At 42.2% G+C, this 26,554-nt stretch carries 30 protein-coding genes; 7 read left to right on the forward strand and 23 right to left on the reverse strand.

Going from position 1 to position 26,554, the window contains the following annotated elements; all coding sequences use genetic code 11:
• The first annotated feature begins 15 nt into the window (after positions 1 to 15).
• A complete protein-coding gene (locus ICN25_RS00140) occupies positions 16 to 630 on the forward strand; it encodes a DUF2946 family protein (RefSeq protein WP_216178497.1) in 615 nt (204 codons plus the stop codon).
• Here the strand turns inward: ICN25_RS00140 and ICN25_RS00145 are convergent, their stop codons facing one another.
• Positions 631 to 2,349, reverse strand: coding sequence for a M48 family metalloprotease (locus tag ICN25_RS00145; RefSeq protein ID WP_216178498.1), 1,719 nt, complete (start codon positions 2,347 to 2,349; stop codon positions 631 to 633).
• A 23-nt stretch (positions 2,350 to 2,372) separates the two neighbouring features.
• On the opposite strand from ICN25_RS00145, the gene moaC reads away from it, so the two are divergent.
• The gene (gene moaC / locus ICN25_RS00150; protein WP_216178499.1) at positions 2,373 to 2,849 is read left to right on the forward strand and encodes a cyclic pyranopterin monophosphate synthase MoaC; all 477 of its coding nucleotides are present in this window, start codon (positions 2,373 to 2,375) and stop codon (positions 2,847 to 2,849) included.
• A gap of 18 nt (positions 2,850 to 2,867) precedes the next feature.
• Here the strand turns inward: moaC and ICN25_RS00155 are convergent, their stop codons facing one another.
• The 14 genes from ICN25_RS00155 to ICN25_RS00220 all read right to left on the reverse strand — a co-directional run bounded on the left by ICN25_RS00155 (position 2,868) and on the right by ICN25_RS00220 (position 11,858).
• Positions 2,868 to 3,209, reverse strand: coding sequence for a hypothetical protein (locus tag ICN25_RS00155; RefSeq protein ID WP_216178500.1), 342 nt, complete (start codon positions 3,207 to 3,209; stop codon positions 2,868 to 2,870).
• A 95-nt stretch (positions 3,210 to 3,304) separates the two neighbouring features.
• Positions 3,305 to 3,802 carry a pilin gene (locus tag ICN25_RS00160; protein WP_216178501.1) on the reverse strand — a complete coding sequence of 166 codons (498 nt, stop codon included), beginning with the start codon at positions 3,800 to 3,802 and terminating at the stop codon, positions 3,305 to 3,307.
• Between the two features lie 122 nt (positions 3,803 to 3,924).
• Positions 3,925 to 4,632: a TerC family protein gene (locus tag ICN25_RS00165; RefSeq protein ID WP_216178502.1), complete on the reverse strand. Its 708-nt coding sequence runs from the start codon at positions 4,630 to 4,632 to the stop codon at positions 3,925 to 3,927.
• A gap of 83 nt (positions 4,633 to 4,715) precedes the next feature.
• Positions 4,716 to 5,609 (reverse strand): succinate--CoA ligase subunit alpha, encoded by an 894-nt coding sequence (sucD, locus tag ICN25_RS00170; protein ID WP_216135082.1) that lies wholly within the window; start codon positions 5,607 to 5,609, stop codon positions 4,716 to 4,718.
• Between the two features lie 15 nt (positions 5,610 to 5,624).
• Complete coding sequence (gene sucC / locus ICN25_RS00175) at positions 5,625 to 6,794, reverse strand: ADP-forming succinate--CoA ligase subunit beta (RefSeq protein WP_215354929.1); 1,170 nt, start codon at positions 6,792 to 6,794, stop codon at positions 5,625 to 5,627.
• Positions 6,795 to 6,916: 122 nt separating this feature from the next.
• The gene (gene recX / locus ICN25_RS00180; RefSeq protein WP_216178503.1) at positions 6,917 to 7,453 is read right to left on the reverse strand and encodes a recombination regulator RecX; all 537 of its coding nucleotides are present in this window, start codon (positions 7,451 to 7,453) and stop codon (positions 6,917 to 6,919) included.
• 7 nt (positions 7,454 to 7,460) lie between these two features.
• Positions 7,461 to 8,543 carry a recombinase RecA gene (recA, locus tag ICN25_RS00185; protein ID WP_370624697.1) on the reverse strand — a complete coding sequence of 361 codons (1,083 nt, stop codon included), beginning with the start codon at positions 8,541 to 8,543 and terminating at the stop codon, positions 7,461 to 7,463.
• A gap of 124 nt (positions 8,544 to 8,667) precedes the next feature.
• The gene (locus ICN25_RS00190; RefSeq protein ID WP_216178504.1) at positions 8,668 to 9,201 is read right to left on the reverse strand and encodes a DUF2878 domain-containing protein; all 534 of its coding nucleotides are present in this window, start codon (positions 9,199 to 9,201) and stop codon (positions 8,668 to 8,670) included.
• Between the two features lie 373 nt (positions 9,202 to 9,574).
• Positions 9,575 to 9,976, reverse strand: a complete 402-nt coding sequence (locus ICN25_RS00195; RefSeq protein WP_216178505.1) for a hypothetical protein — start codon at positions 9,974 to 9,976, stop codon at positions 9,575 to 9,577.
• A gap of 8 nt (positions 9,977 to 9,984) precedes the next feature.
• Entirely contained in the window at positions 9,985 to 10,443 is a 459-nt protein-coding gene (locus tag ICN25_RS00200; RefSeq protein ID WP_216178506.1) for a hypothetical protein, read from the reverse strand.
• Entirely contained in the window at positions 10,440 to 10,814 is a 375-nt protein-coding gene (locus tag ICN25_RS00205) for a hypothetical protein (protein WP_216178507.1), read from the reverse strand. The genes ICN25_RS00200 and ICN25_RS00205 overlap by 4 nt, the downstream gene beginning before the upstream one ends.
• Positions 10,811 to 11,248, reverse strand: coding sequence for a DUF1810 domain-containing protein (locus ICN25_RS00210; protein ID WP_216178508.1), 438 nt, complete (start codon positions 11,246 to 11,248; stop codon positions 10,811 to 10,813). Before ICN25_RS00210 ends, ICN25_RS00205 begins: the two co-directional genes overlap by 4 nt.
• A gap of 14 nt (positions 11,249 to 11,262) precedes the next feature.
• The gene (locus ICN25_RS00215) at positions 11,263 to 11,535 is read right to left on the reverse strand and encodes a hypothetical protein (RefSeq protein WP_216178509.1); all 273 of its coding nucleotides are present in this window, start codon (positions 11,533 to 11,535) and stop codon (positions 11,263 to 11,265) included.
• A 2-nt stretch (positions 11,536 to 11,537) separates the two neighbouring features.
• Entirely contained in the window at positions 11,538 to 11,858 is a 321-nt protein-coding gene (locus ICN25_RS00220; RefSeq protein ID WP_216178510.1) for a hypothetical protein, read from the reverse strand.
• A gap of 109 nt (positions 11,859 to 11,967) precedes the next feature.
• Here ICN25_RS00220 and ICN25_RS00225 point away from each other — a divergent pair, with 109 nt between their 5' ends.
• Positions 11,968 to 12,930 (forward strand): YafY family protein, encoded by a 963-nt coding sequence (locus ICN25_RS00225; protein WP_255536678.1) that lies wholly within the window; start codon positions 11,968 to 11,970, stop codon positions 12,928 to 12,930.
• Positions 12,931 to 12,961: 31 nt separating this feature from the next.
• On the opposite strand, the gene ICN25_RS00230 is transcribed toward ICN25_RS00225, so the two are convergent.
• The 5 genes from ICN25_RS00230 to ICN25_RS00250 all read right to left on the reverse strand — a co-directional run bounded on the left by ICN25_RS00230 (position 12,962) and on the right by ICN25_RS00250 (position 21,578).
• Entirely contained in the window at positions 12,962 to 13,330 is a 369-nt protein-coding gene (locus ICN25_RS00230) for a DUF6876 family protein (protein ID WP_216178512.1), read from the reverse strand.
• Between the two features lie 93 nt (positions 13,331 to 13,423).
• Entirely contained in the window at positions 13,424 to 16,180 is a 2,757-nt protein-coding gene (locus tag ICN25_RS00235; RefSeq protein ID WP_216178513.1) for a DEAD/DEAH box helicase, read from the reverse strand.
• Between the two features lie 12 nt (positions 16,181 to 16,192).
• A complete protein-coding gene (locus ICN25_RS00240) occupies positions 16,193 to 17,938 on the reverse strand; it encodes a site-specific DNA-methyltransferase (protein ID WP_255536616.1) in 1,746 nt (581 codons plus the stop codon).
• The gene (locus ICN25_RS00245; protein WP_216862845.1) at positions 17,887 to 20,742 is read right to left on the reverse strand and encodes an SNF2-related protein; all 2,856 of its coding nucleotides are present in this window, start codon (positions 20,740 to 20,742) and stop codon (positions 17,887 to 17,889) included. Before ICN25_RS00245 ends, ICN25_RS00240 begins: the two co-directional genes overlap by 52 nt.
• Positions 20,743 to 20,810: 68 nt before the next feature.
• The gene (locus tag ICN25_RS00250; protein WP_216178514.1) at positions 20,811 to 21,578 is read right to left on the reverse strand and encodes a hypothetical protein; all 768 of its coding nucleotides are present in this window, start codon (positions 21,576 to 21,578) and stop codon (positions 20,811 to 20,813) included.
• Between the two features lie 187 nt (positions 21,579 to 21,765).
• On the opposite strand from ICN25_RS00250, the gene ICN25_RS00255 reads away from it, so the two are divergent.
• Positions 21,766 to 22,338: a hypothetical protein gene (locus ICN25_RS00255; RefSeq protein ID WP_216178515.1), complete on the forward strand. Its 573-nt coding sequence runs from the start codon at positions 21,766 to 21,768 to the stop codon at positions 22,336 to 22,338.
• Positions 22,339 to 22,422: 84 nt separating this feature from the next.
• On the forward strand, positions 22,423 to 22,824 hold the full coding sequence (locus ICN25_RS00260; RefSeq protein WP_216178516.1) for a hypothetical protein: 402 nt from the start codon (positions 22,423 to 22,425) through the stop codon (positions 22,822 to 22,824).
• Between the two features lie 15 nt (positions 22,825 to 22,839).
• Here ICN25_RS00260 and ICN25_RS00265 read toward each other — a convergent pair whose 3' ends face one another.
• The 3 genes from ICN25_RS00265 to ICN25_RS00275 all read right to left on the reverse strand — a co-directional run bounded on the left by ICN25_RS00265 (position 22,840) and on the right by ICN25_RS00275 (position 25,305).
• Positions 22,840 to 23,415 carry a site-specific integrase gene (locus ICN25_RS00265; protein ID WP_216178517.1) on the reverse strand — a complete coding sequence of 192 codons (576 nt, stop codon included), beginning with the start codon at positions 23,413 to 23,415 and terminating at the stop codon, positions 22,840 to 22,842.
• Between the two features lie 209 nt (positions 23,416 to 23,624).
• Positions 23,625 to 24,956 carry a hypothetical protein gene (locus ICN25_RS00270; RefSeq protein WP_216178518.1) on the reverse strand — a complete coding sequence of 444 codons (1,332 nt, stop codon included), beginning with the start codon at positions 24,954 to 24,956 and terminating at the stop codon, positions 23,625 to 23,627.
• Position 24,957: 1 nt separating this feature from the next.
• A complete protein-coding gene (locus ICN25_RS00275; protein WP_216178519.1) occupies positions 24,958 to 25,305 on the reverse strand; it encodes a hypothetical protein in 348 nt (115 codons plus the stop codon).
• Positions 25,306 to 25,633: 328 nt separating this feature from the next.
• Here ICN25_RS00275 and ICN25_RS00280 point away from each other — a divergent pair, with 328 nt between their 5' ends.
• On the forward strand, positions 25,634 to 26,107 hold the full coding sequence (locus ICN25_RS00280) for a hypothetical protein (RefSeq protein ID WP_216178520.1): 474 nt from the start codon (positions 25,634 to 25,636) through the stop codon (positions 26,105 to 26,107).
• 4 nt (positions 26,108 to 26,111) lie between these two features.
• Positions 26,112 to 26,540, forward strand: a complete 429-nt coding sequence (locus tag ICN25_RS00285) for a surface-adhesin E family protein (RefSeq protein WP_216178521.1) — start codon at positions 26,112 to 26,114, stop codon at positions 26,538 to 26,540.
• The last annotated feature ends 14 nt before the right edge of the window (positions 26,541 to 26,554 follow it).

Genomic DNA, 26,554 nt, shown 5'->3' on the forward strand with positions numbered 1-26,554 from the left:
AAAGATTGCCATCTGATGGATGAGCAAGTACTGCGGTCTCTGATTAAGTGGCCCAATGTTCCCCATTGCTTTGGTTGGCTTGCTCTTGATCGTCGCGGTCAATGGCGCATGCGAGATGAATTTGCACAAGCCAATCAATTAGCTGGGAGCGTTATTCAGCATGCAGCTCTTAATGAATTTATTTCCAGAAATTACGCGTGTGATTCTTTAGGTAGATATTTTTTCCAGAATGGTCCTCAAAGGGTTTTCATCACATTAGATGCCACACCATGGATTGCCAGAATCATTCCCAGTGAAAACGGCCCTCAACTCTTAACCCAGTGCGGCACTGAAATACAACCGCAGGGTGCTCTGAGTGATGAAAAAGGCAATATTTATATCACCGGATTAATTACGCAATCACTCTCTGATCAAATCAATAGTGCTGTGTTCACCAAAATAGAATCGCTATCAGTCGCGCTACTACATGATCATGATTTAGATCTATTCTCAGATCAGTCTAAAGTGATGGAAGACGCCTGTAGTTTTAGAGGTTCTTGGCAATGGGATGGCAAGGATCTGCCAATTGAACCTATTCACTCACTAGAACTCAGTGAACGCTTTCACTTCATCAAAGCGCCAAGCAATTAACTAGCTGGGCATGTTTTTGCCCTGCTCCTTCAATTCCTCTTGATATTGCTTTTGCATTTCACGAAGACGCGCATCAATGCTGGATGCCTGATAGAAATCGGCGCCACCAGAAGACCTAGCAATCTTGAGCTGCTCAATGGCTGAAGGCCATGCACCCTCAAGGGCATACTTTTCTCCAAGAGCGTAATGGCGCATTGGCACATTCTTTGCTTGGTCATACGCGTTAGAAAGCATGGTCCACCAAACCACCTCAGTGGGCTGCAACCTTGTGCGTGCCTTCAGCCAAGCAATGGCGTCATTAGTGCGACCCAGTTTGAGGTAGGCATTCATCATTGCCGCTCCAGCAGCATAGGACTGTGGATAGGCCTTTAAAGTTGCTTGGGCAATTTGCAGAGCCTCATCACCTTTGCCCCTAGCTAATGCCAACTCTGACGCCGTAATATCTAAAGAGAGACTTTGCCGCTGAATAGGTGATCCTGGGGCACTCGCACTATTGGCTAGATTGCGCGCTTGCTGCAGGTAAGTGCTAGCCTGATCGAACTTACCTTGTTTTTGAGCAACTAATGCAAGCCCATAAAAGCCTTCCATCTGCTTTCCGGGAGCGGACTGCTTACTCAAACCCTCAAAGGTATTTTTTAAGTCATACATCTGACTAGAGCTTCCAGACTGCTCCATGCGAGCGCGTGCCTTTATGAAATAAAACTCTACAGATGTCGGGACATTTCTGTTGGCAATATTACGAGCACGATCTTGCATGTCTGCAATACGGTCGGTAGTTAATGGGTGAGTACGTACATAGGATGGGACGCCACTATCCATAATCCCGGTTGCCTTTTGCAATCTTTGGAAGAAGCCTGGGGCGCCATTGACGTCATAACCACTCGCAGCAAGAATCTGAAAGCCAATGCGGTCCGCCTCGCGCTCAGCATCTCTTGAGTAGGAGAGTTGGTTATTTACAGCCAAGGCCTGACCACCCTGCATAAGCCCAGAGGCGGCGCCTGGATTACGGGAAGCCGCTAATGCACCTAGCACCATGCCAGCTAAAGCGATCATCGTATTGGTAGCTTGCTTGTCCATCTGACGCGCAAGGTGACGTTGCAAGACGTGACCAGTCTCATGCCCCATTACCGAAGCCACTTCTGAATCTGTTTCAGCACTAACCAACAGTCCCGTATGAAATCCAATAAATCCACCAGGCAATGCGAACGCATTAATACTGCTGTCTTTAACAGCGAACACCTCAAAGTTATAGGCTCCGCTACCTTGCTCATTAGCCCCGCCCAATTGCAAACGTTTTGCCGCTTGCAATAAGCGTCGCTCCATTTGATTTAAAAAATCATAGATTGGCAAATCATTTGAATAATCTGCATCTGGACGAATCTGTCGCATGATCATTTCGCCATACTTTTTCTCATCCATACGACTTAAGCTATCACCACCAGGATCACCCATATCAGGAAGAACAAAGGCTCCTTGAGTTTGAGGTGTATTGCGAGAGGGCAGATTCGAAGAGCGGGCATCAGGTGACTGAACTGCCCTACCTAAGTTCTGCAAAGCAGCAGACTCACCTTGCACGGATACATCACCCGTTACAGATGAGGGCGCCGGTCCAGCCGCATACACAAAGCCAGCACTCGGACAAGCCAAGGCCAGAATCAGCTGACCGGCCAAAATTCGCTTAAATAACGATGATTTTTGTGATGTCTTTATGACTTGCATCCCTATATGGTAAAACTTATCCCATGAACAAACTAACTCATTTTGATGCCAGCGGGCAAGCCCATATGGTCAACGTTGGAGATAAGCCCAATACCCATCGGATTGCTATCGCTACAGGCAAGATCACTATGCTGCCAGAAACCTTTGGCATGATCGAGGGGGGCACCCATAAAAAGGGGGATGTTTTAGGTATCGCCCGAATTGCGGGCATTCAGGCATCCAAAAAGACTTCGGACTTAATACCCCTCTGTCATCCGCTAGCTTTGACACACGTGAGTCTAGAGTTTGTTCTCAACAAAGATAGCAGCAGCATCACTTGCCAAGTCAGGGCTGAGACCACCGGCCCCACTGGCGTAGAAATGGAAGCCCTCACCGCAGTCCAAGTCGCCCTACTCACAATTTACGATATGGCAAAAGCAGTTGATAGAGGCATGGTGATGGGTGATGTCCACCTACTTGAGAAGAGTGGCGGCAAGTCTGGTGAGTGGAAGTCAAGCTAATTACTCCAACCAATATGACTAATCTTTAACAATAAAAGAGTACAGAACACAGAGGGCCGCCGCAGCTGCACCCGTAATAATCGCTTCCGCTGAAATTGCGGCTGGATGAGCAATAAAATCTGAAGCAGCAGTAGCAATCCCAGTTAAAGCTCCTGTCACATAGCGATTATGGAGCCACTTTTTAGATTCAATAAAAGATAGCAGAACTAATACAGCTCCAGTAATAGCACCTGTTCTCAGCGCAGTCTCCCAATGGGCCAGAGTGATGGCGCTGAGATCTCCATGCACCATTACCAATAAGCAAGCGGGGGTCGCCTCGGAAACACGACGAAAAAATATGATGGCTTTTTCTTGTATCACTATCGACCTTTCGACTCAAAGAATACAAGTCCATATTAATCTAGGGGCTCAATGGAATACAAGCCTCTCCAAGTCTATCCCGCCTGATTCATATCTTATTTACTGATGCGACACTCCGAAGGTAGGAGTTGAGGCAACAAATTGGTTTCAGTAGAACGACATGACCAACCGCCAGCCCAAGTTGATCCCTCTGGTTTGGATAAATCAATCGATTTAGGAATATTAGCATCTGGGTCATTCGTCGGAATGAGATGCAATGTGTTCTTATTTTCTGGTGCAACATTGTTTTGAAAGTCGATTGCAATAGCACCAGAAGGCGTGATCTCAATTAGCTTCACACTGCGTGTTGGTACAAACGTAAATGAACCGCTAGTTGCTTCATCCATCGGCACCGTGCCTCTACTGGCAAATGCCTCGGTCACAGCCAGCTTTGCGCTAGAGGAAAGATTCATGCCCTCTACGATGCGACTACGCGCGATGTAGTCTTGATACTGAGGAACGGCAACGGCTACCAAAATACCAATGATGGCAACTACCACCATCACCTCAATCAAGGTAAATCCAGAATCTTGCTGCTGATCTTGTGTAGACATACTTATTGGCTCCTGAGTGTTAAACCCCTCATCATCCAGTCTATACTCAACGCACTCAAGATGTCCAAACGTAAGAAAAGCCGGCTTTGAAGGCCGGCTTTTCTGATTTATGCGAGAAAAAATTAGTGCGCTGCTTTAGCCGAATTTCTTTTCTTGAAGTAAGTACCAACAAGAATAACTATCGCCACGCCAATAATTTCAAAGGCCAATTTAGCATCGCCCATAGCGGCCTGAATGCTGTCTTTGATTGCTGGATCATCCACCAACATTCCACCAGCCAACAAGCCCAATAGACCCGCACCCAAAGTAATGATGATTGGGAAGCGCTCCATCACTTTTAGCAACATAGCGCTACCAAAGATGATCAATGGAATGGACATTCCCAAACCGATAATCAACAAGAGTAAGCGAGTTTCCTCTGGACCTTTTTGGGCCGCTGCTGCAACTGCCAAAACGTTATCCAAACTCATCACCAAATCGGCAATCAAGATCGTACGAATAGCAGCCCAGATACTGGTCTTTGCTTCCATATGCTCTTCACCACCGCTATCAGACAACAACTGAATACCGATGTAGAGCAACAGCAAGCCGCCAACGATTTTTAAGTAAGGGAGAGTTAAAAGAGCAACTGCGGTAATTGTGAGTACTACGCGCAAAATGATGGCTGCAGCACTGCCCCAGAAAATGGCTTTCTTTTGCTGAGCGGGTGGTAAGTTGCGGGATGCTAAAGCAATAACAACCGCGTTATCACCAGATAACAAAATATTGGCAACGATGATTGAGAGTAATGCAGCCCAAAAGGTTGCATCTGAAAATGCTGAAAAATCCATAATGTCTCCGTACTTTTATATATTTTAGTTTTAACTACTAGGCGCTACAAAAAGCATGCCGACGAATCGGCATGCTTCTTTGATTACAACATGGCTTTGAGCAAAGCAGCCATTTCTGAAGGATTTCTTGTTACTTTAAAGCCACACTCTTCCATAACGGCAAGCTTGGCATCGGCTGTATCAGCACCACCAGAAATCAATGCGCCAGCATGGCCCATACGTTTTCCAGGAGGCGCTGTTACACCAGCGATAAAGCCAACAACTGGCTTCTTCATATTGTCTTTACACCAGCGAGCGGCTTCAGCTTCATCCGGCCCACCAATTTCACCAATCATGATGACTGCATCAGTCTCAGGATCTTCGTTAAACATACGCATCACATCAATGTGCTTCAAGCCATTAATTGGATCGCCACCGATACCGACTGCAGTGGACTGACCTAAACCAATTGATGTCAACTGACCAACCGCCTCATAAGTCAGAGTACCAGAACGGCTAACTACACCAATACGACCCTTTTTATGAATATGGCCAGGCATGATGCCGATCTTGATTTCGTCTGGAGTAATAATTCCAGGGCAATTTGGGCCAAGCAATAAAGTCTTCTTGCCACCAGCAGCTTCTTTTGCATGCATCTTGTTACGCACTTCCAACATATCCTTGACTGGAATGCCTTCAGTAATACAGATGACAAAATCGAGATCAGCTTCAACAGCTTCCCAAATTGCAGCGGCTGCGCCAGGAGGCGGAACATAAATTACAGAAGTAGTAGCACCAGTTTGCTGAGCGGCTTCTTTAACAGTTCCATAAATTGGAATATTGAAAATAGACTCGCCTGCTTTTTTAGGATTTACACCAGCTACAAAACAGTTCTTACCGTTTGCGTATTCCTGGCACTTCTCAGTGTGGAATTGGCCAGTCTTACCAGTAATACCTTGAGTAATTACTTTAGTATTTTTATTTACCAAAATAGACATATTGAAGTTCCTTGATTATTTGTTTTTAGCAACAGCGGCAACTACCTTAGTAGCAGCTTCTGCCATTGAATCGGCGCTAATGATTGGCAAGCCAGAGTCTGCAAGAATCTTCTTACCCAACTCCTCATTGGTACCCTTCATGCGCACAACCAAAGGTACAGTCAAGTTCACTGCTTTACATGCAGTAACTACGCCGTCAGCGATCACGTCGCAACGCATAATGCCGCCGAAAATGTTGACCAAAATGGCTTCAACACTCTTGTTCTTGAGCATGATCTTGAATGCTTCTGTTACTTTCTCTGCTGTAGCGCCACCACCAACGTCTAGGAAGTTTGCTGGCTCGCCGCCAAACAACTTAATGGTATCCATCGTAGCCATTGCCAAGCCAGCACCATTCACCAAGCAACCAATGTTGCCGTCGAGTGAGATGTAAGCCAAGTCGAATTTAGATGCTTCGATTTCTGCTGCATCTTCTTCATCGATATCGCGGTAAGCCACGATTTCTGGATGACGGTACAAAGCATTTGGATCGAAATTGAATTTAGCGTCAAGTGCCTTGATCTTGCCGTTGCCTTCAAGAATCAATGGGTTGATTTCAACCAATGACGCATCAGTTTCCCAATAGGTCTTGTACAAATTTTTGAATACATCGCTTGCCATTGGGATGGAAGCATCTGGAACTCCAATGCCTTTTGCAATGATCTGGCAATCAGCATCTGTCAAACCAATTAATGGATCAACAAATACTTTAATAATTTTTTCTGGGTGAGATTCTGCAACCTCTTCAATGTCCATACCACCTTCGCTGGACGCCATGATCACATTCTTTTGTGTGCCACGGTCGGTAACAATACTGAAGTAGTACTCTTTTTTGATATCAGCGCCGTCTTCAATTAAGAGGCGATTTACTTTTTGACCTTCTGGACCAGTTTGATGAGTCTTCAACTGCATACCCAAAATTTCAGAAGCGTACTTTTTCACTTCGTCCATGCTGCGAGCTAATTTCACGCCACCGCCCTTACCGCGACCACCTGCATGAATTTGCGCCTTAACAACCCATACTGGGCCGCCTAGCTTTTCGGCAGCTTTAATTGCCTCATCAACACTAAATGCAGGGATGCCATTTGGAACAGGCACATTAAATTGGCGCAGTAATTCTTTGCCTTGGTACTCGTGAATTTTCATTATTACTCCCGAAACAGTATCTTTTTTAGCAAGCGATGAGGATTTTTAAAGCCGGTTTAGCCGACTCCATAAGTCTATCATGCTGCAATGCGGCAACATCGCCTATTGGCTCCGTAATTGCCCTAGTCAGGACGCCCAGCCACCACCTTAGATACGACATCTGAACTGAAGCCCTTAGAGGCTAAAAACCGGTACTGACGTGCCCGTTCCTTTTGCTCGGTTGCCAAAGCTCCAAACTTACGCATCCACAGCTCATGAGCCCGTTGATATTCAGTTTCTTTGAGATTCTTGAGTAAATCTGCCGTCTTTGAGCTATCGACCCCAGCCTGAGCAAGCTCATCCTGTATTTTTCGGGTTCCAAACCGCTCACTACGACGCCTAACCAGGGCCTCTGCAAAGCGCTGATCAGAAAGCCAACCGCGGGCCTCAAAATCATCTAAAACAGCCTCAATCTGGACGGTCAGTGGAATTGCTGGGATAACTTCCTCAGAATCTTCGTTCGGGGCCTGAAATTTAAGCATTCTTGCAGCAGACTCTTCAAGCTTTGCTGCCAAACCCTTGCGGCTGTACTCACGCATAGATAAAAGGCGCAAAGCCCGAGCTTTGAGACTCGGGCTTTGTTTCTTGCTTTTTTTAACGGTGCTGCCTAATTCTGACATCGAAGAATTATGCTTCCTCTTCTTCACTCAAAACATCGCTCACCACTGCTGTACCGGCCTTCACACCCAATTTCGCACGAATCTTGGCTTCAATATCTTGGGCAATGGCTGGATTTTCTTTTAAGAACTCACGCACATTGTCTTTTCCTTGGCCAATACGATCGCCGTTGTAAGCGTACCAAGAACCTGATTTTTCAACGATATCGGCTTCAACACCCATATCAATAATTTCACCTTCTCGGGAAATTCCTGCGCCGTACATGATGTCAAAAATTGCTTCGCGGAATGGTGGGGATACCTTGTTCTTCACAACCTTCACACGGGTCTCATTACCAACAACTTCATCGCCCTTCTTGATGCTGCCGATACGACGAATATCTAAACGCATAGAAGCGTAGAACTTAAGCGCATTACCGCCAGTAGTAGTTTCAGGCGAACCGAACATCACGCCAATCTTCATACGAATCTGATTAATAAAGATAACCGTTGTATTGGTGCGCTTGATCGCGCCAGTCAACTTACGCAAGGCTTGACTCATCAGGCGAGCCTGTAAGCCTGGCAATGAATCACCCATATCGCCTTCGATCTCCGCCCTTGGAACCAAGGCTGCTACGGAGTCAATGACGATTAAATCAATGGAGCCTGAACGCACTAAAGCATCAGCAATTTCCAAAGCTTGCTCACCAGTATCTGGCTGAGAGATCAATAAATTATTAACGTCTACACCTAAGCGTGAAGCGTACTGAACATCTAAGGCATGTTCAGCATCAATAAAGGCGCAAGTTCCACCAATCTTTTGCATCTCTGCAATCGCATGCAAAGTTAATGTTGTCTTACCTGAAGACTCTGGACCGTAAATCTCAATCACGCGCCCACGTGCCAAACCACCAACTCCAAGTGCAATATCTAAACCTAATGAGCCGCTAGACACTACCTGAATATCTTGATGAATCTCTGCATCGCCCAATCTCATGATTGAGCCCTTACCAAATTGCTTCTCAATTTGCGCCAAGGCTGCAGTTAATGCCTTTTGCTTGTCTCCGCTCATGCCGTCAAACTCTGATGAGGCTGATTTTTTCTTATCATCCAAGGCCATTTTTTAATTCCTTTTCGCTATGTATTGGGCTATTTCCCGTAGTTTTCGTGCTTTTCAACAACTCAGAAGTTACTGTATATAAAAACAGTACTATTTGCAAGCGGCTTTTTAAAGGAATTTACGGATTTTTTACTAGGCCACCATTGATTGAGGTGCGATCCCAGTAGAAAAATAGGGGGATAGCAATACCCCACACAAGCCCAACCAAGATAAAGCCAACGGTCTGACTGCCAGCACCCCAGCCCCCAGCCCCCATACGAATACCAGCCTCATAGGACATTGGTCCGCAGATAGCCCCCAAAATGAAGCCCAAAACAGGTCTGCCCCTCAACCATGACAGGGAGCCATTAATCGTGCCGCCAACCAGTACCCATAAAACCCACATCCAAAGAGGCGATAAATATGGGGAGGGCCAGTCATCCTGAAAATCAAGATATCCCAAGTGCATGATGATGGTGTCGACAGCTATTCCGTAAACCAAGACCTTGGCGAGGAGTCTCAGAGCCGACTTGGGGGTATGGTGACGCCAAATAGTGAAGGCGATATAAGCTAATGTGCCTAAAACAGCCCAAAGAACCTGCTTGTTGGCCGCACCCAAAACACATGCAAACCAACCGACTTGGAAAAAGACGAAGTTCCAAAATTTAGCCATCGATCGAACCCAAGCGACATTACCTAAGAAAAAGGCCACTGCCGGTGGGCAATGGCCTCTTGATATGGTGGCGAATCAGGGATTTGAACCCCGGACCTGCGGATTATGATGAAAGATAAAGTGTTTAAGTTATTGATTTTAAAGTACTTTATTTTGGTGTGTAGCAAAGTGTGTAGATAATAATTTATTTTATTAGGTTTTAAATCACATAATTCTAATAATACAGAAAATGAAAAGATTAGAAACCTATAATCAATCCATGTTCAGTCCTTAAGGGGTTTAGTATTTCTATTACTAAACCCCTTCTTTTTTTCGTATGAGCATTCGTAGGCTATCGTCATAAATGATCAATAGCTTTGATTTACTTAAGAATCTAGAAATTAGTTTGGGTCTTATCCCCATCACGATCTTCACCTTCGCCCTCGTCGCAATCTTTTTCTGCATTTCCCCACATTGCGAGATATTCAGGGGTCATTGAAGCTTTTGCTTTCTCATTTAATTCCTTATCCCCGTCATCCATCATCTGCGTCCAGCTTTTGCCTTTCACAGTCTCCTTAAGCCATTGTTGCTTAGCCTCTTCAAATTGCCTTGCTCTGCCCCACTCAAAACTACAAGACATGCAGCGATAGTTAGGCTGATTAGGCTCAATTACGCATCCACCTAATGCTATTTCACCAAGCTCAGCCTTTTTAGCAAGATCCTCACTAGGCATCCCATAAATAATCTCAACGCCTGTCTTCTTGCTACAAGATGGGCAAATAAATATTCTCGTCATCGTATCCCTTATGTTGCAGATCGCTTTGGAGACCAAAGCCTTATAGGCTCATTCTCAACAAATGAAGAATAGCTATTGAGAGCAGAGCTTTTAATAGCTAGTCTAGTTGCTTCTAGCATAGATGCATAGCTATATTGCGGCTCACCTGTAACTGGATTAAATGGATCGTTGCCAGTGCTGTCTTTATATTGCTGACATTTTTCTTTAAGCAAGTTCTCTAGTGGAATGAAAAGGTAATCCGTTAGCGTAAAGGTAATTGGGGCATAGGATTCGTTCTTTGAAGCATCTTGCTTAGCCTCTTTCATGATTTCCAGAATTGTTGCAAACGTGCCTACTGGTCTTTTTGTTTCAGGGTTATAAGTTGGTATACCTTGCCTCTCCCACTCTTCGCAGATTTTTTGAAGAAGAAGTTCAAGTTCATTGAACACATACTCATACAAGCTAATTGGGTAAGCGTAAGTTGTCATTTAATCCCTAAAAGGTCTTTTATTGAATCTAGGAAAGAGAGCCATTGACTAAGCTCCTTGGGGCTTGGTAGCTTGCTAAGGTAGCCCGTAGTCTTGGATATAAATTCCTCAACCATTTCTTTCGTTACAACCTGATCCGTCATTTTTCTTTTGATCAGAGCAGGCAATCCATCCGTCTTTTCCCATAGCTGGTCAGGCAAGGATTGCTCTATCTTTATGCGCTGAATAATCACAGACGGCTCTTTGAGCTCCAGCACTGTCAGGAGCACAAGGGCAAATGGATGCCACTCCTTAAAACTTGAATACCTGCCAGACCCACCTAACCTAGCAAAGTAGTCTTGAGCCTCATCTAAGCATTTCCAAAGAATCACTTGGCAGACCTTTCAATCACTTCTAACGTCTTTTTGTCTAACTCTTGATTAAAGAATTGCTTAAGAGCAGTAATCAACAATGGGCTTGCAGGATCAATCTGCAGGAAAAGGGTTAGGCAGGATTGGAACTTCATCGCATCAATCTCTTTGCCAAATAGTTCTATTGCCGTTCTATTCGCATCTATAGCTAACTGAATACACTCTTTTAATCGTGCACCAATAATAGGATGATTCCAGTATTCCCTTGCCTCATCTAGAGAGCGAAGTCCATAAAGCTTTGAATTGTGACTCTCGCCAAGGCCATACGCTTGAGGGAAGATGAACCACATCCAGTGGCTTTTCTTTACACCAGCTTTTAGTTCGTCAATAACCCATCTATACATAGGATCTTCTTGTGCTTCAAGAAATCGCTCAAGATTAAATTTATTCATCATTACTCCCAATAGCTTTATACGCCACCTGAGTGAAAATATTTTCTAAAAAATAATTGTCTTGTTGAAACGGGCTCAGGAGCGTAAATGGTTACTTGCTGTAAAACTGGATCTACTAGCTGGACTTTCTTTGCATGTGCCTTAGCGGCCTTTGAGGATGGCAAGCCTACTATTTGTGCCGCATCAATTACAGCCTGCACAACATAGGGCTTGAAAGTTACTCCAGTAGGCTGACTTACGTTAATAGATACTGGAATAACAATGCTAATGAATAGTGCGCCAATAAGCATTTCTATCTTCCTTTTGACGTAGGAGAGTAGCCTATGCGATTGCCGTTGGCATCAAAGTAATTTGTTACCCCACTTGGCGCCTTAACTTCATAGCCAACACGATTTCCGTTGTTATCGTAAACCCCGTTATTTGAGTTGTAGTTCATTCCACTATTTTGATAATTCATTGGACTATTACGGTAGTTCATGGAACTGTTCTCATAGTTCATAGGGCTATTTTGATAATTCATTGGGCTGTTATCCCAATTAACAACCTGAGCCTCGCTATATCTCGCATAAATTGCTATTTGCGCAAGAACAAATAAAGCAACCAAATATTTCATATTTCCCCCTAATCAGTGGTGTCTATTCAGATTAATATCAGGTAGGCTCATTAAATGAGCCTGTCTTTAAATAATCTCTGCATATTGAAAGGGGACTACCTTGGGTGATATGGAGCGCTTGCATCGTATTAAGTACCTAATTCAGGCACGAAACTGCGTGCCACTTAATGTCTTTTTAGATGAACTAGAAATCTCAAAAGCCACTTTTAAGCGTGACTTGGAATATCTGCGCGATCGTATGAATGCAGACATCATTTATGACAGAGCTATGGGTGGGTATCGTTTTGGATCCAATCAAAGCGCAGGTGAAAAAATTGAATTGCCAGGCTTATGGTTTTCTGAAGAAGAAGCTACAGCTCTCGTAATCACTCAATCGCTACTAGCAGACATAGATCAAGGTGGATTACTAGGGCCACACCTAGAGCCATTAAAAAACATTATTGATGGCATCTTAGGCCGCAGCGAGACTACGGAGAAAGAATTGCGGAAACGCATTAAGGTTTTTGGCATGTCTGCTCGCAGAAGCGCAATAGAATCTTTTGAAGTTATTGGTAACGCCTTGCTAAAAAGAGAGAGGTTGCATATAGACTTCTACTCAAAAGGCAAGAACCAAATGACTGAACGAGATATTTCCCCACAGAGGCTAATTTACTATCGCGATAATTGGTATCTAGATGCTTACTGTCACATGCGCAAGGATTTACGTAGCTTTGCAGTAGATGGAATAAAAAAGGCAAGGATCATTAATGCAAAAGCTGATGAGATTTCTGAAAAGCAACTAAATGAGCATTTTGGTGAAAGCTATGGCATCTTTTCTGGAAAAGCTACACAGAAGGCCAAGTTGAAATTCACACCAGAGAGGGCTCGCTGGGTAGCTTCAGAGACATGGCATAAGCATCAAGCATCTAGTTTTGATAAGGATGGGAATTACATACTTGAGTTTGATTACAACCAAGATCCAGAGTTAATTATGGATATCCTTAAGCACGGCTCTGAAGTGGAAGTCTTAGCACCCACATCTTTGAGAAAAAAGATTAAGGAAGAATCATTAAAGGTGGCTAGCAAATATTAATTTGCTAGGAAAGTTTAATTGTCTTTTTATGCTAATACTCAGTTGGAAGCATTCCAACCCAACAGTTTTTATACCAAGAAGCAAAAAGAAGACATTCCTTCAGTGGAAATGCTACGCAATCAATATTCTGACGATCCAACTCATTGCCATTTCCGTCTTCAATAATTAGTAGCGCCTTGAGGCTATTGCATTTTAGGATCAATACAATAAATGGATTTTCTTCGTGACTAGTTCGAGCTAAAAACAGACCAAATAGATGACCTAACCAATAACAATTAGCTTGGTCCATCAAATACTTCAAACCATCAGTAACAACAAAGCAGGGGGAGAGGCGGTGATAGGAGCTTGTACCTATAAATTGATTAAGCTCATTTAGTAGCTGTTTTGAATTTAATTTCACTGTTACAAAATATAGTTGTTACCATCTTTTTTAAGAACTTAAGATGGCAATACAACTATATTTTCTGAATGCAATTTGGACAACCTTGAAAAGCTACCCTTTGTATTGCTGAACCAACCCCTTTAAAGTTGCACTTGGCAAAATAGAAGTGTGGGGTATGAGCACATAAGACCATGACTTGCCACCATTGCTTTGTTCGTACTTTGAAGCATTCTCACACCATGTCACAGTCGCGCTTTTCTTTGCCAGCACATTGGGATCAGTCATCATGCTGGCTTGTTTAGGTTCAACAATATATTTGTGCGTGTCTGTTTCCACAACAAAGTCTGGCTCGTACATGGCCGTACTTCCACCGCTATCACGGTAGCTAATTGTAAACTGGTCACGTGTTGGCTTAAACCACTTCTTCGTATCTGCATCTTTTTCAAGCAAGCTAGCAAACATGCGCTCACTATCACTACTAAATTTTTGCACAGGATATGAGCAACGCTCAAAGCCACCAAATACCATGCCGCCAATTTTGTCGCGCTCACCAGTTGCTAGAGGCTGATGCACATTACGCAGCTTCTCATTACCGTCTGCTGTGTAGCTCGTATCAGTAAACGTTTGATAGCCACGACTAATAACTACGTCATACCCTTCATCTGCCTCTTGCCACCAATGCATTTGCATTTGCGAATGAATGTGGTTTGCAAATTGACGTTGATTGAACTGAACAACGTTTAATATTTCCTCATCAGTCTTTAAGTAGCTGCGGAGCTTGGCTACCAATTGACCTGAAAGCTTGTAAAGAATTTCTGCGTGGTCGTCATAGCTAATGTCATCAAAGTCCACTAGGTTGCGAACAATGTAATCCTCAACGCGCTCTTCTGTCGCGTATGCTAAGTCTGCGTGAATTTTTGACCTATCGCTTGTGCGAAGATGCTGAATGAGAATGTTTTGGTCTACAGGTTGCTGATTGACTGCTATTACATCCAATTCAAAGTCCTTAAATCCTGTACGTACAGCTCCTTTGGGCCTTACACTAATACGTGGAATGCCAATATTTAAATCAACAAATCGTTTAGAAATATTTCTCACAATCTCAGCAATGTCAGGCTGTGTACTTGTTTCTTCGAACTCTGATTGTGCAGGCTTATAAGTTGTCTCGTATGCCTTAGTAACTTGCTGTGTGATGCGCTCTTGCACTTCTGGCTTAATTAACGACTCAAGACTTGGCACTTCCGTTACCCTGCGCTCAAAGTCTTTAATTGCCTCTATGTACAAATTCACTACAGCCTGCTCTTCTTTCGTTTTAAGTGCGGGCTTGTCTTGTATCTCAAGCTCAAATTGCTTTTCTTGAACTGGCTGAGTAGCTGGGCGTCCAATCAATTGCTCTACTGCTGTTGTGGAAACTGTCACAGCCTTTTTGCCAACTAGGTTAACGTCCTTGCCAATACGTACAACAGAACGGATGATTGAGCCTGGCTTATTTGCCTCGTTAATGATTGCATCAAACTTGTCATGCGCCACAATTGTTAAGCGGTCAACTGCCTCAACGCCCATACGCTTCCCGTACGGGAGTCGCAACCCACGCCCAATACTCTGTTCAACAAGTGTTGTGGAATTAGCAGCACGCAAAGGAACAATGGTGTACAGGTTTGTTACGTCCCAACCTTCTTTCAATTTGTCAACGTGCACAACAATTTCTGTAGGTTCGCTTGGATCTTCAACAGCTAACAAACGTGCAATCGTTTCGTCACTCTCAACACCTTTTTGGTTTGAGTGAACAGTGATTACTTTATCTTTGTAGCGTCCACTAAAAAAATCATCACGCTTAATACGCTCAACAATCTTATCTGCATGGCTTGTATCTTTAGCAACAACAAGCATGAATGGCTTAACTACAGGTAGATTATGGTTACGTGCAAATGTAGCCAGTTCAATCTTTGTGTCTTCATGCACAACTACACCATCACGTATCTTCAAGTCCTCAAGCTCTTCTTCGCTATAGTTGTCAGCATTGAAGTCTTCACGTGTAGCTACTGCTGGCTCTTTCACGAAACCATCAGCAATAGCATTAGCTAAGGGATAGTCGTAAATCACGTTTTTGAAACGCTCAGGCGTTGTACCACTCTCAATTTGAGGTGTAGCAGTTAGCTCTAAACCAAGCATAGGCTTTAGTTCGTTAATCGCTTTGAAGCCCGCACTAGCACGGTAGCGATGGCTTTCATCCATAATCATTACCAAGTCATCTAAGCCAGCTAAGTATTCAAAATAGCTCTGCCCAATGTACTCGCTAAGACGTTTAATGCGCGGAGCTTTACCGCCTCGCACTTCGCTACTAATTTTAGAAACGTTGAATACGTTAATCGTTACTTCATCTTGATTAAGTCTGCCACTACGAACGTCAATGCCACTATCGTAGTTATCACCAGTAATAACTAGGGGCGAGTTATTCGCAAATTCTTGCAATCCATTCAACACGTATTTGCGCGATGCAGGAGAAAAATCCGCAATCAACTTGTTATAGATCGTTAGGTTTGGCGCAAGAATAAAGAAGTTACGAACACCATACTGCGTATATAGTAGCGCCATAAACGCACCCATCAAGCGTGTCTTACCAACGCCTGTTGCTAATGCAAAACACAGCGATACAAACTCACGGTCAAAGCTAGCTACGTTTGGATATGCCCCTTGTACCTTAGCTAGCTCTGCAGATAAATCACCACCCTTAACAGGTGGGTTAATCTCAAGTATGTGTGCCAAGATTTCAAGGCTGTCACGTTGAGGCTGACGCAAGCTAAGACGAGATGCAATTGCATTCACATTGCGCTTGCTTTGATCGTTAAGGCTATAGAAGACTTCCATCACCACTCCCTTTTACTCAGCATCGTCAAATAAGTCAGCTTCTTTGCTAGCAGCTTTCTTTTTGACAGCAGGAGCAGGTTCATCATCTTGCGCTGCTACTTGCAAGTTTGTTATGTTTAAGCTGTAATCATCCTTACCCCACTCGCACTTTGATAGCAGAGCGTTTGGCATCTTTTTAACAGTTAGATTTGTCAACTTGTCGTTAAGAATCGCAGCACTCGCCTTATAAGCGGCGCAGCAGACAAGTAAGGTGCGGTCACTTCCAACCTCTTCACTTAAAACAATAAGCTGGTCTTCTGTCAACGTTTGAGTCGTAATGTAAATAAAATCAGTCTCAGTACTATAACCATGCGCCCACCAATCTATATCGCTTGGGCTATATGTGAAGCCTTCATGCTTGCATACCGCTGCGGCAAGCATATTGGGGTCGTATTCCTTATTAATAATCCAATTACCCCATTTGTCTTTTTCAAGCAATGATGGCGCAAGCTTGTAGTAACGGAAACCTCCTCCACCTTTCCAATTAACAGCATCAGTAATGCCGCCTTGATCTTCGCCATTAATTACTTTTTTGAGGCGAGGAATAACGTGAGTATGGCAATGTTCCCCAAGCTCAACCATAATCCAACGCCTACCCATCTTGTGCGCTACAGCGCCAGTAGTGCCTGACCCCGCAAAAGAATCAAGTACTAAATCTCCTTCGTTAGTTGCAATATGCAATATGCGCTGAATTAAACGCTCTGGCTTAGGCGTGTCAAAAGATTTTTCACCTAATTGCAAATTTTTAATTTCAGCTTTTGATGTTCTATTTGTTCCAACCTCATTGTTGAACCAAATAGTTTCAGGGGGACGGCCAGTCGTTGCATCTAAATACAACCTAGAGTTTGCACTCCATCCGTTTTTGGATTTAATCCACTCAATACGGTCTTTTTCAGCTTCAACTTTACTTTTTTGCCATCGCCAAGCACCATCAGTGCCATCTTGTTTTTTTGGGAAAATTTCCGTGCCGTCAGGTGCAGTTAAACCATAGTAGAGAGAAGGACGAGCCTCCCTGCTGTCACCCTGTCCACCCATCGCCCTGAGCGGCTTCAAATAATACCGCCTACCATTCTTATCAACTTTGTTGTAGTGAGCTAATTTTTCTTCTGGACTATCTAAACGATTAAGAGCGATGTTGTTGATGCTCTTACAATAAACGAGCACATGATCATGCCTTGTTGAAAAAGTCTTAGCATCCATTCGTGGACTATCTGCCTTTTCCCAAATAACATTCGCTATGAAATTGCTTCGTCCAAATATTTCATCGCACAAAACTTTTAAGTAGTGGCTCTCGTTGTCATCAATCGAAATCCACAACGTGCCATCATCACTAAGCAAATTTTTAATGATGTACAAACGATCCCGTATTAAGCTAAGCCAAAGCGAATGTTCAATTCCATCGTCGTAATGTTCAAAAGCTGAACCAGTGTTGTAAGGTGGATCAATAAATACACATTTAACTTTGCCTGCATATTCTTGTTCTAGTGCCTTCAATGCAAGTAAGTTATCGCCAAATATCAACTTGTTGTCAAATAAGTCTTTATCACTATGCCGTTTTAATGCGTGACAAGAAAATTCTGCATCTTCAATAAGTATGCGTGGCTCTAGCTTCGCCACTTCTTCTTTGCCAATCCAAGTCAGCTCTAGTTTTTGTTTACCAGCCATTTTTATTTCAAGCTCCATTTCACAGCAAATAGTTTCACTGTATTCACCTTGCATTGCAATTGTTTTTCAACCTTATTAATCAACATGTCACGTTGCACGTCAATACCATCCTGTGCTTCATATAAGCTCCTGCGCTTAGCATTTCTGCTCTGCTCCAAATCACGTAAACGCTTTTGTTGCTCAAGTTTTGCAGCAAGGGACATTGAGGCAGACGCAGACTTCTTTGCCTCCTTAATGTCTTTGTCTAGCTGCTTAATCTCAGTCTCAAGCCCAAATTTCAAATCGTCAGCCCAACTATCCAGCTTAGCAGTCTCTTCCTCAAAGTACTGTGCATTGCGTTCGTCCAGCTTTCTAGCTACTGCGTCACGCTGTTTAATTGCGGCAATTTCAAGCTGTTCTATAGGTGGTAAATCATGGGTGGGTGTTGTAGCTTTACAGTAAATAGCCATCAAGCGTTCCGCTAGCTCAGCATCCAGCACCTCACCACTATCAGTAATCGCTGTAAGCACTAGGAAGTCCTCATCTTCAATACTGCTCACAGTAATCTTTTCAGCAATAATCCAACCAGTGCTACCTATGTACTGTTCTAGTGCGCTAATTTTGAATGGGTAGGCGTTGTAGTCCAATTCAAGTTCAACGCTGCAATCCAAGTTGTGTCCAAGTGCATTGTCCACAATCCAACCAGCAAGCGGACTAGTTTCAGCAAAAAAGTGCTGCTCCTTCTTGTCAGCTTCACGCCAATCTAAGTTGTACACGCCTGTAGCAGCGTTGCTGTTATCTGGGCTGCTATTAAGCACGAACTGTGTGTTGCCGTTAAATTCAGCGTAGTCAGCTAGCTCCGTACGTGCAAGTGACATCATCAAGGCACTACGCTTATCTAGCATTGCTTTAGTTAGATCGTGGCTTACTTTTAAACGTGCGTTCACTTCTTCATCAAAATTTTCAAGCAGTTTTAAGCGTGTCGTTTCAAGAGCCGCTTTAATTTGTTCGTCTAGCTCTTGCTGAATTTCATCAAACGCATGTTGAATTTCATCTGCTGTACGGCACGTTTGATAAACGCTAGCAATTCGCTTTTCAATGTCAACGCCACTTTCAATCACACCAAGCACTTCGTCACTTGCGCCAAACACACCATCAAATAATTTAAATTTTTCAGCAAGTAACTGGTACACACGTTGGTCTGCTGCATTGCGCTTATTGAGAAAGTTGACAACAACAACATCAAATTTTTGACCGTAGCGATGGCAACGTCCAATACGCTGTTCAACACGTTGCGGGTTCCAAGGTAAATCGTAATTAACAACAAGAGAACAAAACTGCAAGTTCACGCCTTCTGCTGCACTTTCAGTAGCAATTAAAATTGTGGCGCTATCTCTGAAGTATTCAACAATTGCAGCTTTCATATCTGCAGTTTTTGACCCAGATACCTTGTCACTACCTGCGTGTTGCTTTACCCAATCAGCATAAATTGCTTTGGACTGTGCATCAGCATTACTGCCATTCATCATGCAAATCTTGCCTTCGTAGCCACTACGAGCAAGTAAATCAGCAAGATAACGCTGTGTACGGGTTGATTCTGTAAAGACTACAGCCTTCTTGGCTGCGCCAATATGCTCTAGCTTATTAAAGGCTGTGCCAAGTACCTTTAATAATGCTGCACCCTTTGCGTTATCTCGTATGTTGCCAGCCAACTTCGCATACTCACGCAGCTCTTCTAACTCAAGTCGCAAGTCCTGCAGTTCTTCTGCTGTTAGTTTCTCGCTAACTGTATCAACTGTGTCTTGCCCAAATTCATCAGCCAACTCATCCAATCCTTCAACTTCGCCTTCAAGTAGCTCAAGCACTGACTGTCTTGCTTGCGCTCTCTCAAGTCGTTCAACAAGTTTTTCAAGAGTAGATGCAATGGCATAGCTACTAGACGCAAGCAACTTACGAAGCACAAGTGTCATCAGTGTGCGCTGACTACGTGGCAATGCATTTAGTTTTTCGCGTTGCAAATAAGTAGACACTTGCTCATATAGCCTGTGTTCGTCGTCGCTTGGCATGAATTCTTCTGTCATTGCCACTCGTTGCGTAAACTTGATGTACTCAAGTACTTGCTTACGGAGTGTGCGTTGACAGAATGGCTTGATACGCTCTTTAAGCCGTGAATTCCGTAATGCTTCATTCACACCACGTACGTATTGCTCCTTAAAGCTGGTGATATCACCAAAAACATGCGGGTCAATAATGCTCACTAAGCCATACAGTTCAAGCAGACTATTTTGAAGAGGCGTAGCTGTTAGGAGTAGCTTGGGTGCATCAGCAACTACGCCTGCAATTGCAGAAGCCATCTTGTTGCCAACTTTGTAAACGTTACGTAACCTATGCGCCTCGTCCACTACAACTAAGTTCCATGCAATATCTTCAAGCACATCTGCTTTATTTGCTGCGAAGTTATAAGAGCAGATTAGTAGCGTATCGCCACTTGCTAGCTTGCCATCCTTTCTTAACTGCTTATAACTGGCGTTTTCCAAAATAGTGCTTGGGATATTGAACTTATCCATCAACTCCTGTTGCCACTGCTTGCGTAGCGTTGCAGGAGCAATTATTAGCAACTTGCGTTTACGTTCAGCCCATTTTTGGGAAATAACAATACCAGCTTCAATAGTCTTACCTAAACCAACTTCATCAGCCAATATCACACCTTTGCTAAGTGGACTGCGGACAGCGAATAATGCCGCATCTACTTGGTGCGGATTTAAATCAACACGAGCTGAGGCTATTGCGTGACTGAGTTTGTCAATACTATTAGCTGGCTGCCTCAACGTTAGCTGAGTAGCAAACAGTTTGGCTTGATGGTCTGAATATGGTCGCATTAAATTTGTTTGCACTATTGAGTTGACTTCAATATTTCGAATCATTAAGCATTGTGTATTTTATCGTTTTACCTATTGCTATAAGGAAATGATTTAGTTGCCGCTGACTCAATAAATTCTTCAGCACGCCTGTAATGTCTCATTGCCAAAATAGTTATGTTTCGCTTCACAGAGCTTTCTACTTTGTGACTTTTGTTGCCTAGTGCATATGTCATAGGCATTTTGGCCTTTATCGCCACATCCACCCAAATCATTTTGATACCCTGGGCTTCAGATTCCTTCTTGATCGTATAGATCTTATATGCTGTAGCCATTGCTTCAGCATGCCAACGTCCACTTATCTTGTACTGCGCTTCACTCTTCTCAACGCTAATTCCCTTTTTACCTTTCTCCACCTTGCTTAGGACAAGCTGAGAAAAAGCCTTTTTGAGGCTACGTTGCGACCATGTTAATGGCACAACCAAATTCAATACCTCTTCTGAATTAAATGGGGCAAGTTCTTCTTGGTTATTGGCTATAGCCATCCTATACCCACGTCTGGGCTCAGAGAAGAAGCCATCCTTTGTATTCCACCAATCTTTAAAATTGGTTATATAGATATTGCCAAAATCCTTGTAAATGGCGGCGCACTTTCCCTTGCCTTTAGCTTTGCAAGTTGCCTTGTAATCTTCATTCAACCTTAAAAACATAAACCACCAGTAATAAGGACTTTCCTTAACTGTGTCAGGTGGATTACTTTCATCAAATGATTTGCCCCTACCAAAAGTTGGATAGCTGCGAGTAGAGAAGATCAAGCGCTCTCTTTTGGGATTTTTCAATGCAGATTGGGTTGCCATGTCACTAACACTTGAATAGTTTTATAACTTTTTCAGTGTAACCAAGATTTACTCCTAAAGATATAGCCTATTAAAGCTAACACTTTAATAACTTTTAAATAATGTGTGTGTAAGTAAATTGCCTTTTAGAAGATACTAATTATGTAGCGAATGGTTCGTTACACAAACTTAAATAGGAGTAGTAAATATGAAATCAGTAGATCTAGTAAATAGCGTTAAAAAGACCATTTATGACGAATCTGGAAATGAGGTTGGCTGGAGTTTAAATATGACTGACTTAGCTGAGGCTTCACGTCTTTCATCCACCTCAGAAAAACTTAAAGGCCAACTGAAGAAATCTCAAGCTAGAGTCATAGATAGAATTGCAAATCTTAAGATTGGGCTTCAAGCACTTAAATCTCAATGTAATGAGATAGAGCGCAAGGGTTTCAATTTACGTTTAGAGCGAGATAAAGAGGCAATGAAGATCGCTAAAAAATATCAAATTGATAAATTCATTACAGCCTCTAATATGGATATGAAGAAGATTAGGAAATACATTCTGACATTAGATAAACCTAAAGCAAGACAAGAGGCGGTTAGGATTTCAAAAATCTACAACGATCAATATATTCCTGATTTGCAGGTAATTGAAGATAGGTATAAATTAAGTGGAGAGGAAATTTCACTTCTCAAGTCCTACAATGATCAAGCGATGAAGATTAATGAAATGTGTCTATCTGCGCAACGTGAATTTAAAGATATAGACTTTTCACATTAATTTATTTCATATCAGATAAAGGCTTTCACGGCCTTTATCTGATAATTATTTAATACACTTTAGAAATTTTTACTTGGATACCAAATGCCTAACTATCAACTCTCTACAAAAGAAAAAAAGAATGTTGTCGATACCCAAACCTACTCTAAAGACGGGCACTGGCTTCAGTACAGCGAAACCTATAGATGGGGATCAATATGGTTTGATAGCGATGATCTTGAAGACTTTAATATTGACGAAATAGATTTAGAGAATCCAGATGGAATAGATGTGGGATTAATACCATTTGATGAACATGATTATTCAGATGGGGTTAGTAACGCACTCAATTTTTCGCCCAATTTTCCAGCCGCTGATCAAGAACAATTTGAGGCAATTTTTGAGGCTGATGGATTTGAAACGCTAGCCTCTCAACTGTATAAGATGGGCTGGTCAGATGACTATGAAACAATGTTTTATGGCCCACTTGAATTGGTTGAGTGCTAAATGCATTTGATTGCTTTAAGCCAACTCCACGGCACTACGCAGCATATTGTCATTGATGTCTATATATGCCTGCGTAGTTGCAATACTTCTATGTCCAGCCAAATTCATTAATACGCGAACAGAAACACCTTTACTGGCTAAGTTAGTAATAAAGGTTCTGCGACCACTATGGCTAGAAGCGCCATCTACACCAGCACGCTTATAGAGAAAGTGAAAATGCTGAGTTAGCGTATTGGCATTAAATCCGTCACTACCCTTTTTTTGGCTATAGAAAAGCTTATCGTCTAGCTTGCTGGACTTAAAGTGCGCCACATACTGAGCCAACTCCTTGCGGAGTTTGTCATTAACAAATACAACACGGGCATAGTCGCCTTTAGTCATTTCAGGAGTTAAGCGAATCTCGTTGCGTATATTCCCATCTGCGTCCAACACATCTTTAAATCTCAAACTGCAAACTTCTCCCACACGCATACCACTTAAAAAAGTAGTCATGAGCATCGCCCTATTGCGTGCAGCGTGTTTGCGTGTAGCGATGTAATCTAAAACTTTACGTAGCTCTTGTTGATTGAGAGTTTTTGCCTTCTTACTCATAGCGAAATCCTTTCCTAAATAAAGCTTTGCTATGTCGTAAGTATGTTTTCTTATGTCTAAATTTCCTACCTGATTCTGGTCGTTAAATGCCAAGTTATTATTCCTATATTTTTCAAGAGGTTACGCCTTGTAAACCAATAAACATAAGATTTCATGGGAAACCTTATGTTTATATATTTATCTAGATCGTAGGATATTGACGACAAAAACTAAGGGGCTGAAAACCCACCAACAATATCCCCGCAATTTAGCGATTCTCCATAGAACTTTTTATATTCAAATGGCAACTCTCCCTTATAAATTCTGACGCCATTAACAGGAAGTGGCGTGTCATTGAGACCTAAAAGAAGATATATTTTCTCGCCTTCTTTTATTGCACATTTTCCATGCTTCAATGAAAAAATTGCGCTTGTAATGGGTCTATTGTTAGGGTTGTATAAACGAATAAAAATATTATTCTTTTCAATCCACCATAAATTGTTATTCTCCATAATCTCAATCTGAGGGGTGGATAGGGCTTTGCTATATGCGTTCCATGGAAGAGCATATATTTTAGAAACGTCATTAAATAATTCTACTTTTGCTGGATAGACAATTAAAGAACCTTCCTTAATTTTTTCCATCGTATAACTACGTCTATCAGCATAAGAGCTCTTATTTTGCCCAGAGAATGTTGGAATTGGCTTTTCACTTGAATAGCTAGATTTATTTTCAAATGAACGAATTCCAATAAAAATTAGAGTGACGATCAAAAGTAATGTAACTATAAATACTATGTATTTAATGGTCTCATTAGATTTGTCATGATTGGCCGCACTACTAAATTCATCATTGACGTCATTGCCTGTTTTCTTTTCCTTACTAAATCGTGTAGCTTCTTCATTTTTGCTGACATCATTAAGATCAACACTTAATGGACGAAGACTCTCTGTATGGATAACCTCTTTAGACTGAACTAATAAAGCAGCAGGAACACTTGCTCTTGCTACAACTTCTTTCAAATAATCTGCCTTTGCTTTATTTTCATCTCCATGATTATTAGCAAAGCACTTTGCCCATAGCCCTTCATTTCTATTTGCTGAGTTAAATTCATTTAACGCCATCTCCCATGCGTCATCACTATCAACAATAGTCTTTTGACTACTTGCAGTTACAGCTGAAGTATTGCTATATAAATTATTTGAAGTTTTTGTAGCGCTCACTGCAATTTGACTTTCAAAAAATTTGAGTAGCCCAAAAGAAATTGCAATCGCAAGAAGGATTAAAGCTGCATAAGCAAATATTGTGGCGCCATCATCCTCATTGAAGGCGAGCACAACAAGCCCAATGCCACCAACTATTACCTCAAACCATAGCAAGACCTTATATAGACTTACTAACGATTGATTGTTACGTTTATACATAAGCCATGCCGTATAACCCCATAACAAAACTCCAGCGCCACCCTTCGACCCTCCAAGCAACAAAACAAACATCATGAAGATTGCGAATGCAAATACTGCCTTATAGGACCCTGACATAGGTTGCTTTAAGTTGCTCATGCTATTTCCTTTTTGCCATATCTCTTACGCTTAAATCATCTAGATAAATTTGATACATGTCTTTTGCCAAACTAACATAAGTCCTATTCTGACTATGCTTTGCAGTCACCTCAAATTTATCGTATCCAGTTAACACATTTCCATCTGCATTAAGTATTGCCGCTTTTTTACTTGCTTTAATAAGAAGGGCGTCTAGCCTAAGTCGCAAGCTATGATCAATCTCATTACGACTCATCTTGTTGATAATTTGACAGGCCGCAACCACCCTACTTCTTACGTCGCCCTCACCAAACAGCAGTGACCTAATTGCGAGATAAAGTCTATCGTTTCCAATTTCCATAAATTTCATGCTCAATGAGATGCATTTAAGTCTAGCAGTTTTGTGAATTGCTTATAACTTTTATTTAGATATTGCTTCGTTAGTTAATGCTTCATTTAGCTCTAAGTTCTATCAGCAGGAGGCAACTAAAGTCCGCTATGCTGTATTACGCCAAATCCCATGGTTCTGAAAAACTTGCTCATAAACCCAATGCGCCGCTTCCAGAAATCTTGAGTAAGTAGATTCGCTCACTCAATTTATGTGCTTATAGGCTTATTTGATGGGCGTAACATAAAGCTATACTCTTTTTAGCAACAAGAATTTTTTTGCCCATTTATTTTTGCCTCCTTTTATTTCCATGAAGAAAAATATCATTTATACAGCTTGCCTATTAACAGCATTGCTAATTGGCGGCTACTTTTACTATGTCAATAAACCTATAGAAGGATTAGCTCTGACTGGGGAGTGCCTACCTAATGGCTTTAGGGCTGAATATCAGTCCAAGGATAATCCTCGTAAATTTTGGGCTGAGCAAAGCAAATTTATTGAGGCTGACTGGAAGTATTACCTTCAAGAAGTAGAGGTTAGAAAGCTAGAACGAGAACAAGGAAAGATCAATGAGGAATTTGAAAATAAAAAACTGAAGGCAATAGGAATTGATTTTGATTCTCATAACAACAGTAAAGCGGATAAAGATTTGGATGAGTTGCTAAAGAAGATCGATGAAGATGATGTAAAGTTTTATAGAGAAATGGATATTAAGCAAGCCAAATGGACTAAAAGATGCTTTAGGCATTCCCAACTTCAACTTGAAAAATCAAAGGCTAACTAGCTCTATGCTCAAAACATCCTTAATGCTGCTATTAGCAGCACATCCTTTAATTGCCTTTTCTATACCAGCCAATTCTGATTGGGTTTATTACGCAGAATCAAGCAAGAGTGGTTTTGAAATTTACTACTCCAAGTCTAGCGTTAAGCATGAGGGCATATTTACTACAGTCAAAATTGTAAAAAACTTTAGTGAGCTTCAAGAATTTACAGCAGAAAAACCTTACTTCAGATTTCTGTCTAGCGTAGAAACGCAATTGATTAATTGCGAAAATAAATCATATCGCGGCATTCGTACTGAAAAGTGGACTGAGCATTGGGGCAAAGGTAAATTAGGTAGGGCTTATGATTTTGAAGATAATAAGAAATATGCCTGGAGTAATCCAATAAAAGATACTCAAATTGAAGGCGCTTTAATGGCTAAGGTTTGTAATTAAGAGCTAGCATTGGT

It is taken from the genome of Polynucleobacter sp. 80A-SIGWE, from assembly GCF_018882295.1.
Lineage (GTDB): Bacteria > Pseudomonadota > Gammaproteobacteria > Burkholderiales > Burkholderiaceae > Polynucleobacter.

Coding starts and splice junctions, on each gene's coding strand:
- ICN25_RS00140 (WP_216178497.1), top strand. CDS start 16: ATGGATGAGCAAGTACTGCGGTCTCTGATTAAGTGGCCCAATGTTCCC.
- ICN25_RS00145 (WP_216178498.1), bottom strand. CDS start 2,349: ATGCAAGTCATAAAGACATCACAAAAATCATCGTTATTTAAGCGAATT.
- moaC (WP_216178499.1), top strand. CDS start 2,373: ATGAACAAACTAACTCATTTTGATGCCAGCGGGCAAGCCCATATGGTC.
- ICN25_RS00160 (WP_216178501.1), bottom strand. CDS start 3,802: ATGTCTACACAAGATCAGCAGCAAGATTCTGGATTTACCTTGATTGAG.
- ICN25_RS00165 (WP_216178502.1), bottom strand. CDS start 4,632: ATGGATTTTTCAGCATTTTCAGATGCAACCTTTTGGGCTGCATTACTC.
- sucD (WP_216135082.1), bottom strand. CDS start 5,609: ATGTCTATTTTGGTAAATAAAAATACTAAAGTAATTACTCAAGGTATT.
- sucC (WP_215354929.1), bottom strand. CDS start 6,794: ATGAAAATTCACGAGTACCAAGGCAAAGAATTACTGCGCCAATTTAAT.
- recX (WP_216178503.1), bottom strand. CDS start 7,453: ATGTCAGAATTAGGCAGCACCGTTAAAAAAAGCAAGAAACAAAGCCCG.
- ICN25_RS00190 (WP_216178504.1), bottom strand. CDS start 9,201: ATGGCTAAATTTTGGAACTTCGTCTTTTTCCAAGTCGGTTGGTTTGCA.
- ICN25_RS00195 (WP_216178505.1), bottom strand. CDS start 9,976: ATGACGAGAATATTTATTTGCCCATCTTGTAGCAAGAAGACAGGCGTT.
- ICN25_RS00200 (WP_216178506.1), bottom strand. CDS start 10,443: ATGACAACTTACGCTTACCCAATTAGCTTGTATGAGTATGTGTTCAAT.
- ICN25_RS00210 (WP_216178508.1), bottom strand. CDS start 11,248: ATGATGAATAAATTTAATCTTGAGCGATTTCTTGAAGCACAAGAAGAT.
- ICN25_RS00215 (WP_216178509.1), bottom strand. CDS start 11,535: ATGCTTATTGGCGCACTATTCATTAGCATTGTTATTCCAGTATCTATT.
- ICN25_RS00220 (WP_216178510.1), bottom strand. CDS start 11,858: ATGAAATATTTGGTTGCTTTATTTGTTCTTGCGCAAATAGCAATTTAT.
- ICN25_RS00225 (WP_255536678.1), top strand. CDS start 11,968: ATGGAGCGCTTGCATCGTATTAAGTACCTAATTCAGGCACGAAACTGC.
- ICN25_RS00235 (WP_216178513.1), bottom strand. CDS start 16,180: ATGGAAGTCTTCTATAGCCTTAACGATCAAAGCAAGCGCAATGTGAAT.
- ICN25_RS00240 (WP_255536616.1), bottom strand. CDS start 17,938: ATGCAAGGTGAATACAGTGAAACTATTTGCTGTGAAATGGAGCTTGAA.
- ICN25_RS00245 (WP_216862845.1), bottom strand. CDS start 20,742: ATGCGACCATATTCAGACCATCAAGCCAAACTGTTTGCTACTCAGCTA.
- ICN25_RS00250 (WP_216178514.1), bottom strand. CDS start 21,578: ATGGCAACCCAATCTGCATTGAAAAATCCCAAAAGAGAGCGCTTGATC.
- ICN25_RS00255 (WP_216178515.1), top strand. CDS start 21,766: ATGAAATCAGTAGATCTAGTAAATAGCGTTAAAAAGACCATTTATGAC.
- ICN25_RS00260 (WP_216178516.1), top strand. CDS start 22,423: ATGCCTAACTATCAACTCTCTACAAAAGAAAAAAAGAATGTTGTCGAT.
- ICN25_RS00265 (WP_216178517.1), bottom strand. CDS start 23,415: ATGAGTAAGAAGGCAAAAACTCTCAATCAACAAGAGCTACGTAAAGTT.
- ICN25_RS00270 (WP_216178518.1), bottom strand. CDS start 24,956: ATGAGCAACTTAAAGCAACCTATGTCAGGGTCCTATAAGGCAGTATTT.
- ICN25_RS00275 (WP_216178519.1), bottom strand. CDS start 25,305: ATGAAATTTATGGAAATTGGAAACGATAGACTTTATCTCGCAATTAGG.
- ICN25_RS00280 (WP_216178520.1), top strand. CDS start 25,634: ATGAAGAAAAATATCATTTATACAGCTTGCCTATTAACAGCATTGCTA.
- ICN25_RS00285 (WP_216178521.1), top strand. CDS start 26,112: ATGCTCAAAACATCCTTAATGCTGCTATTAGCAGCACATCCTTTAATT.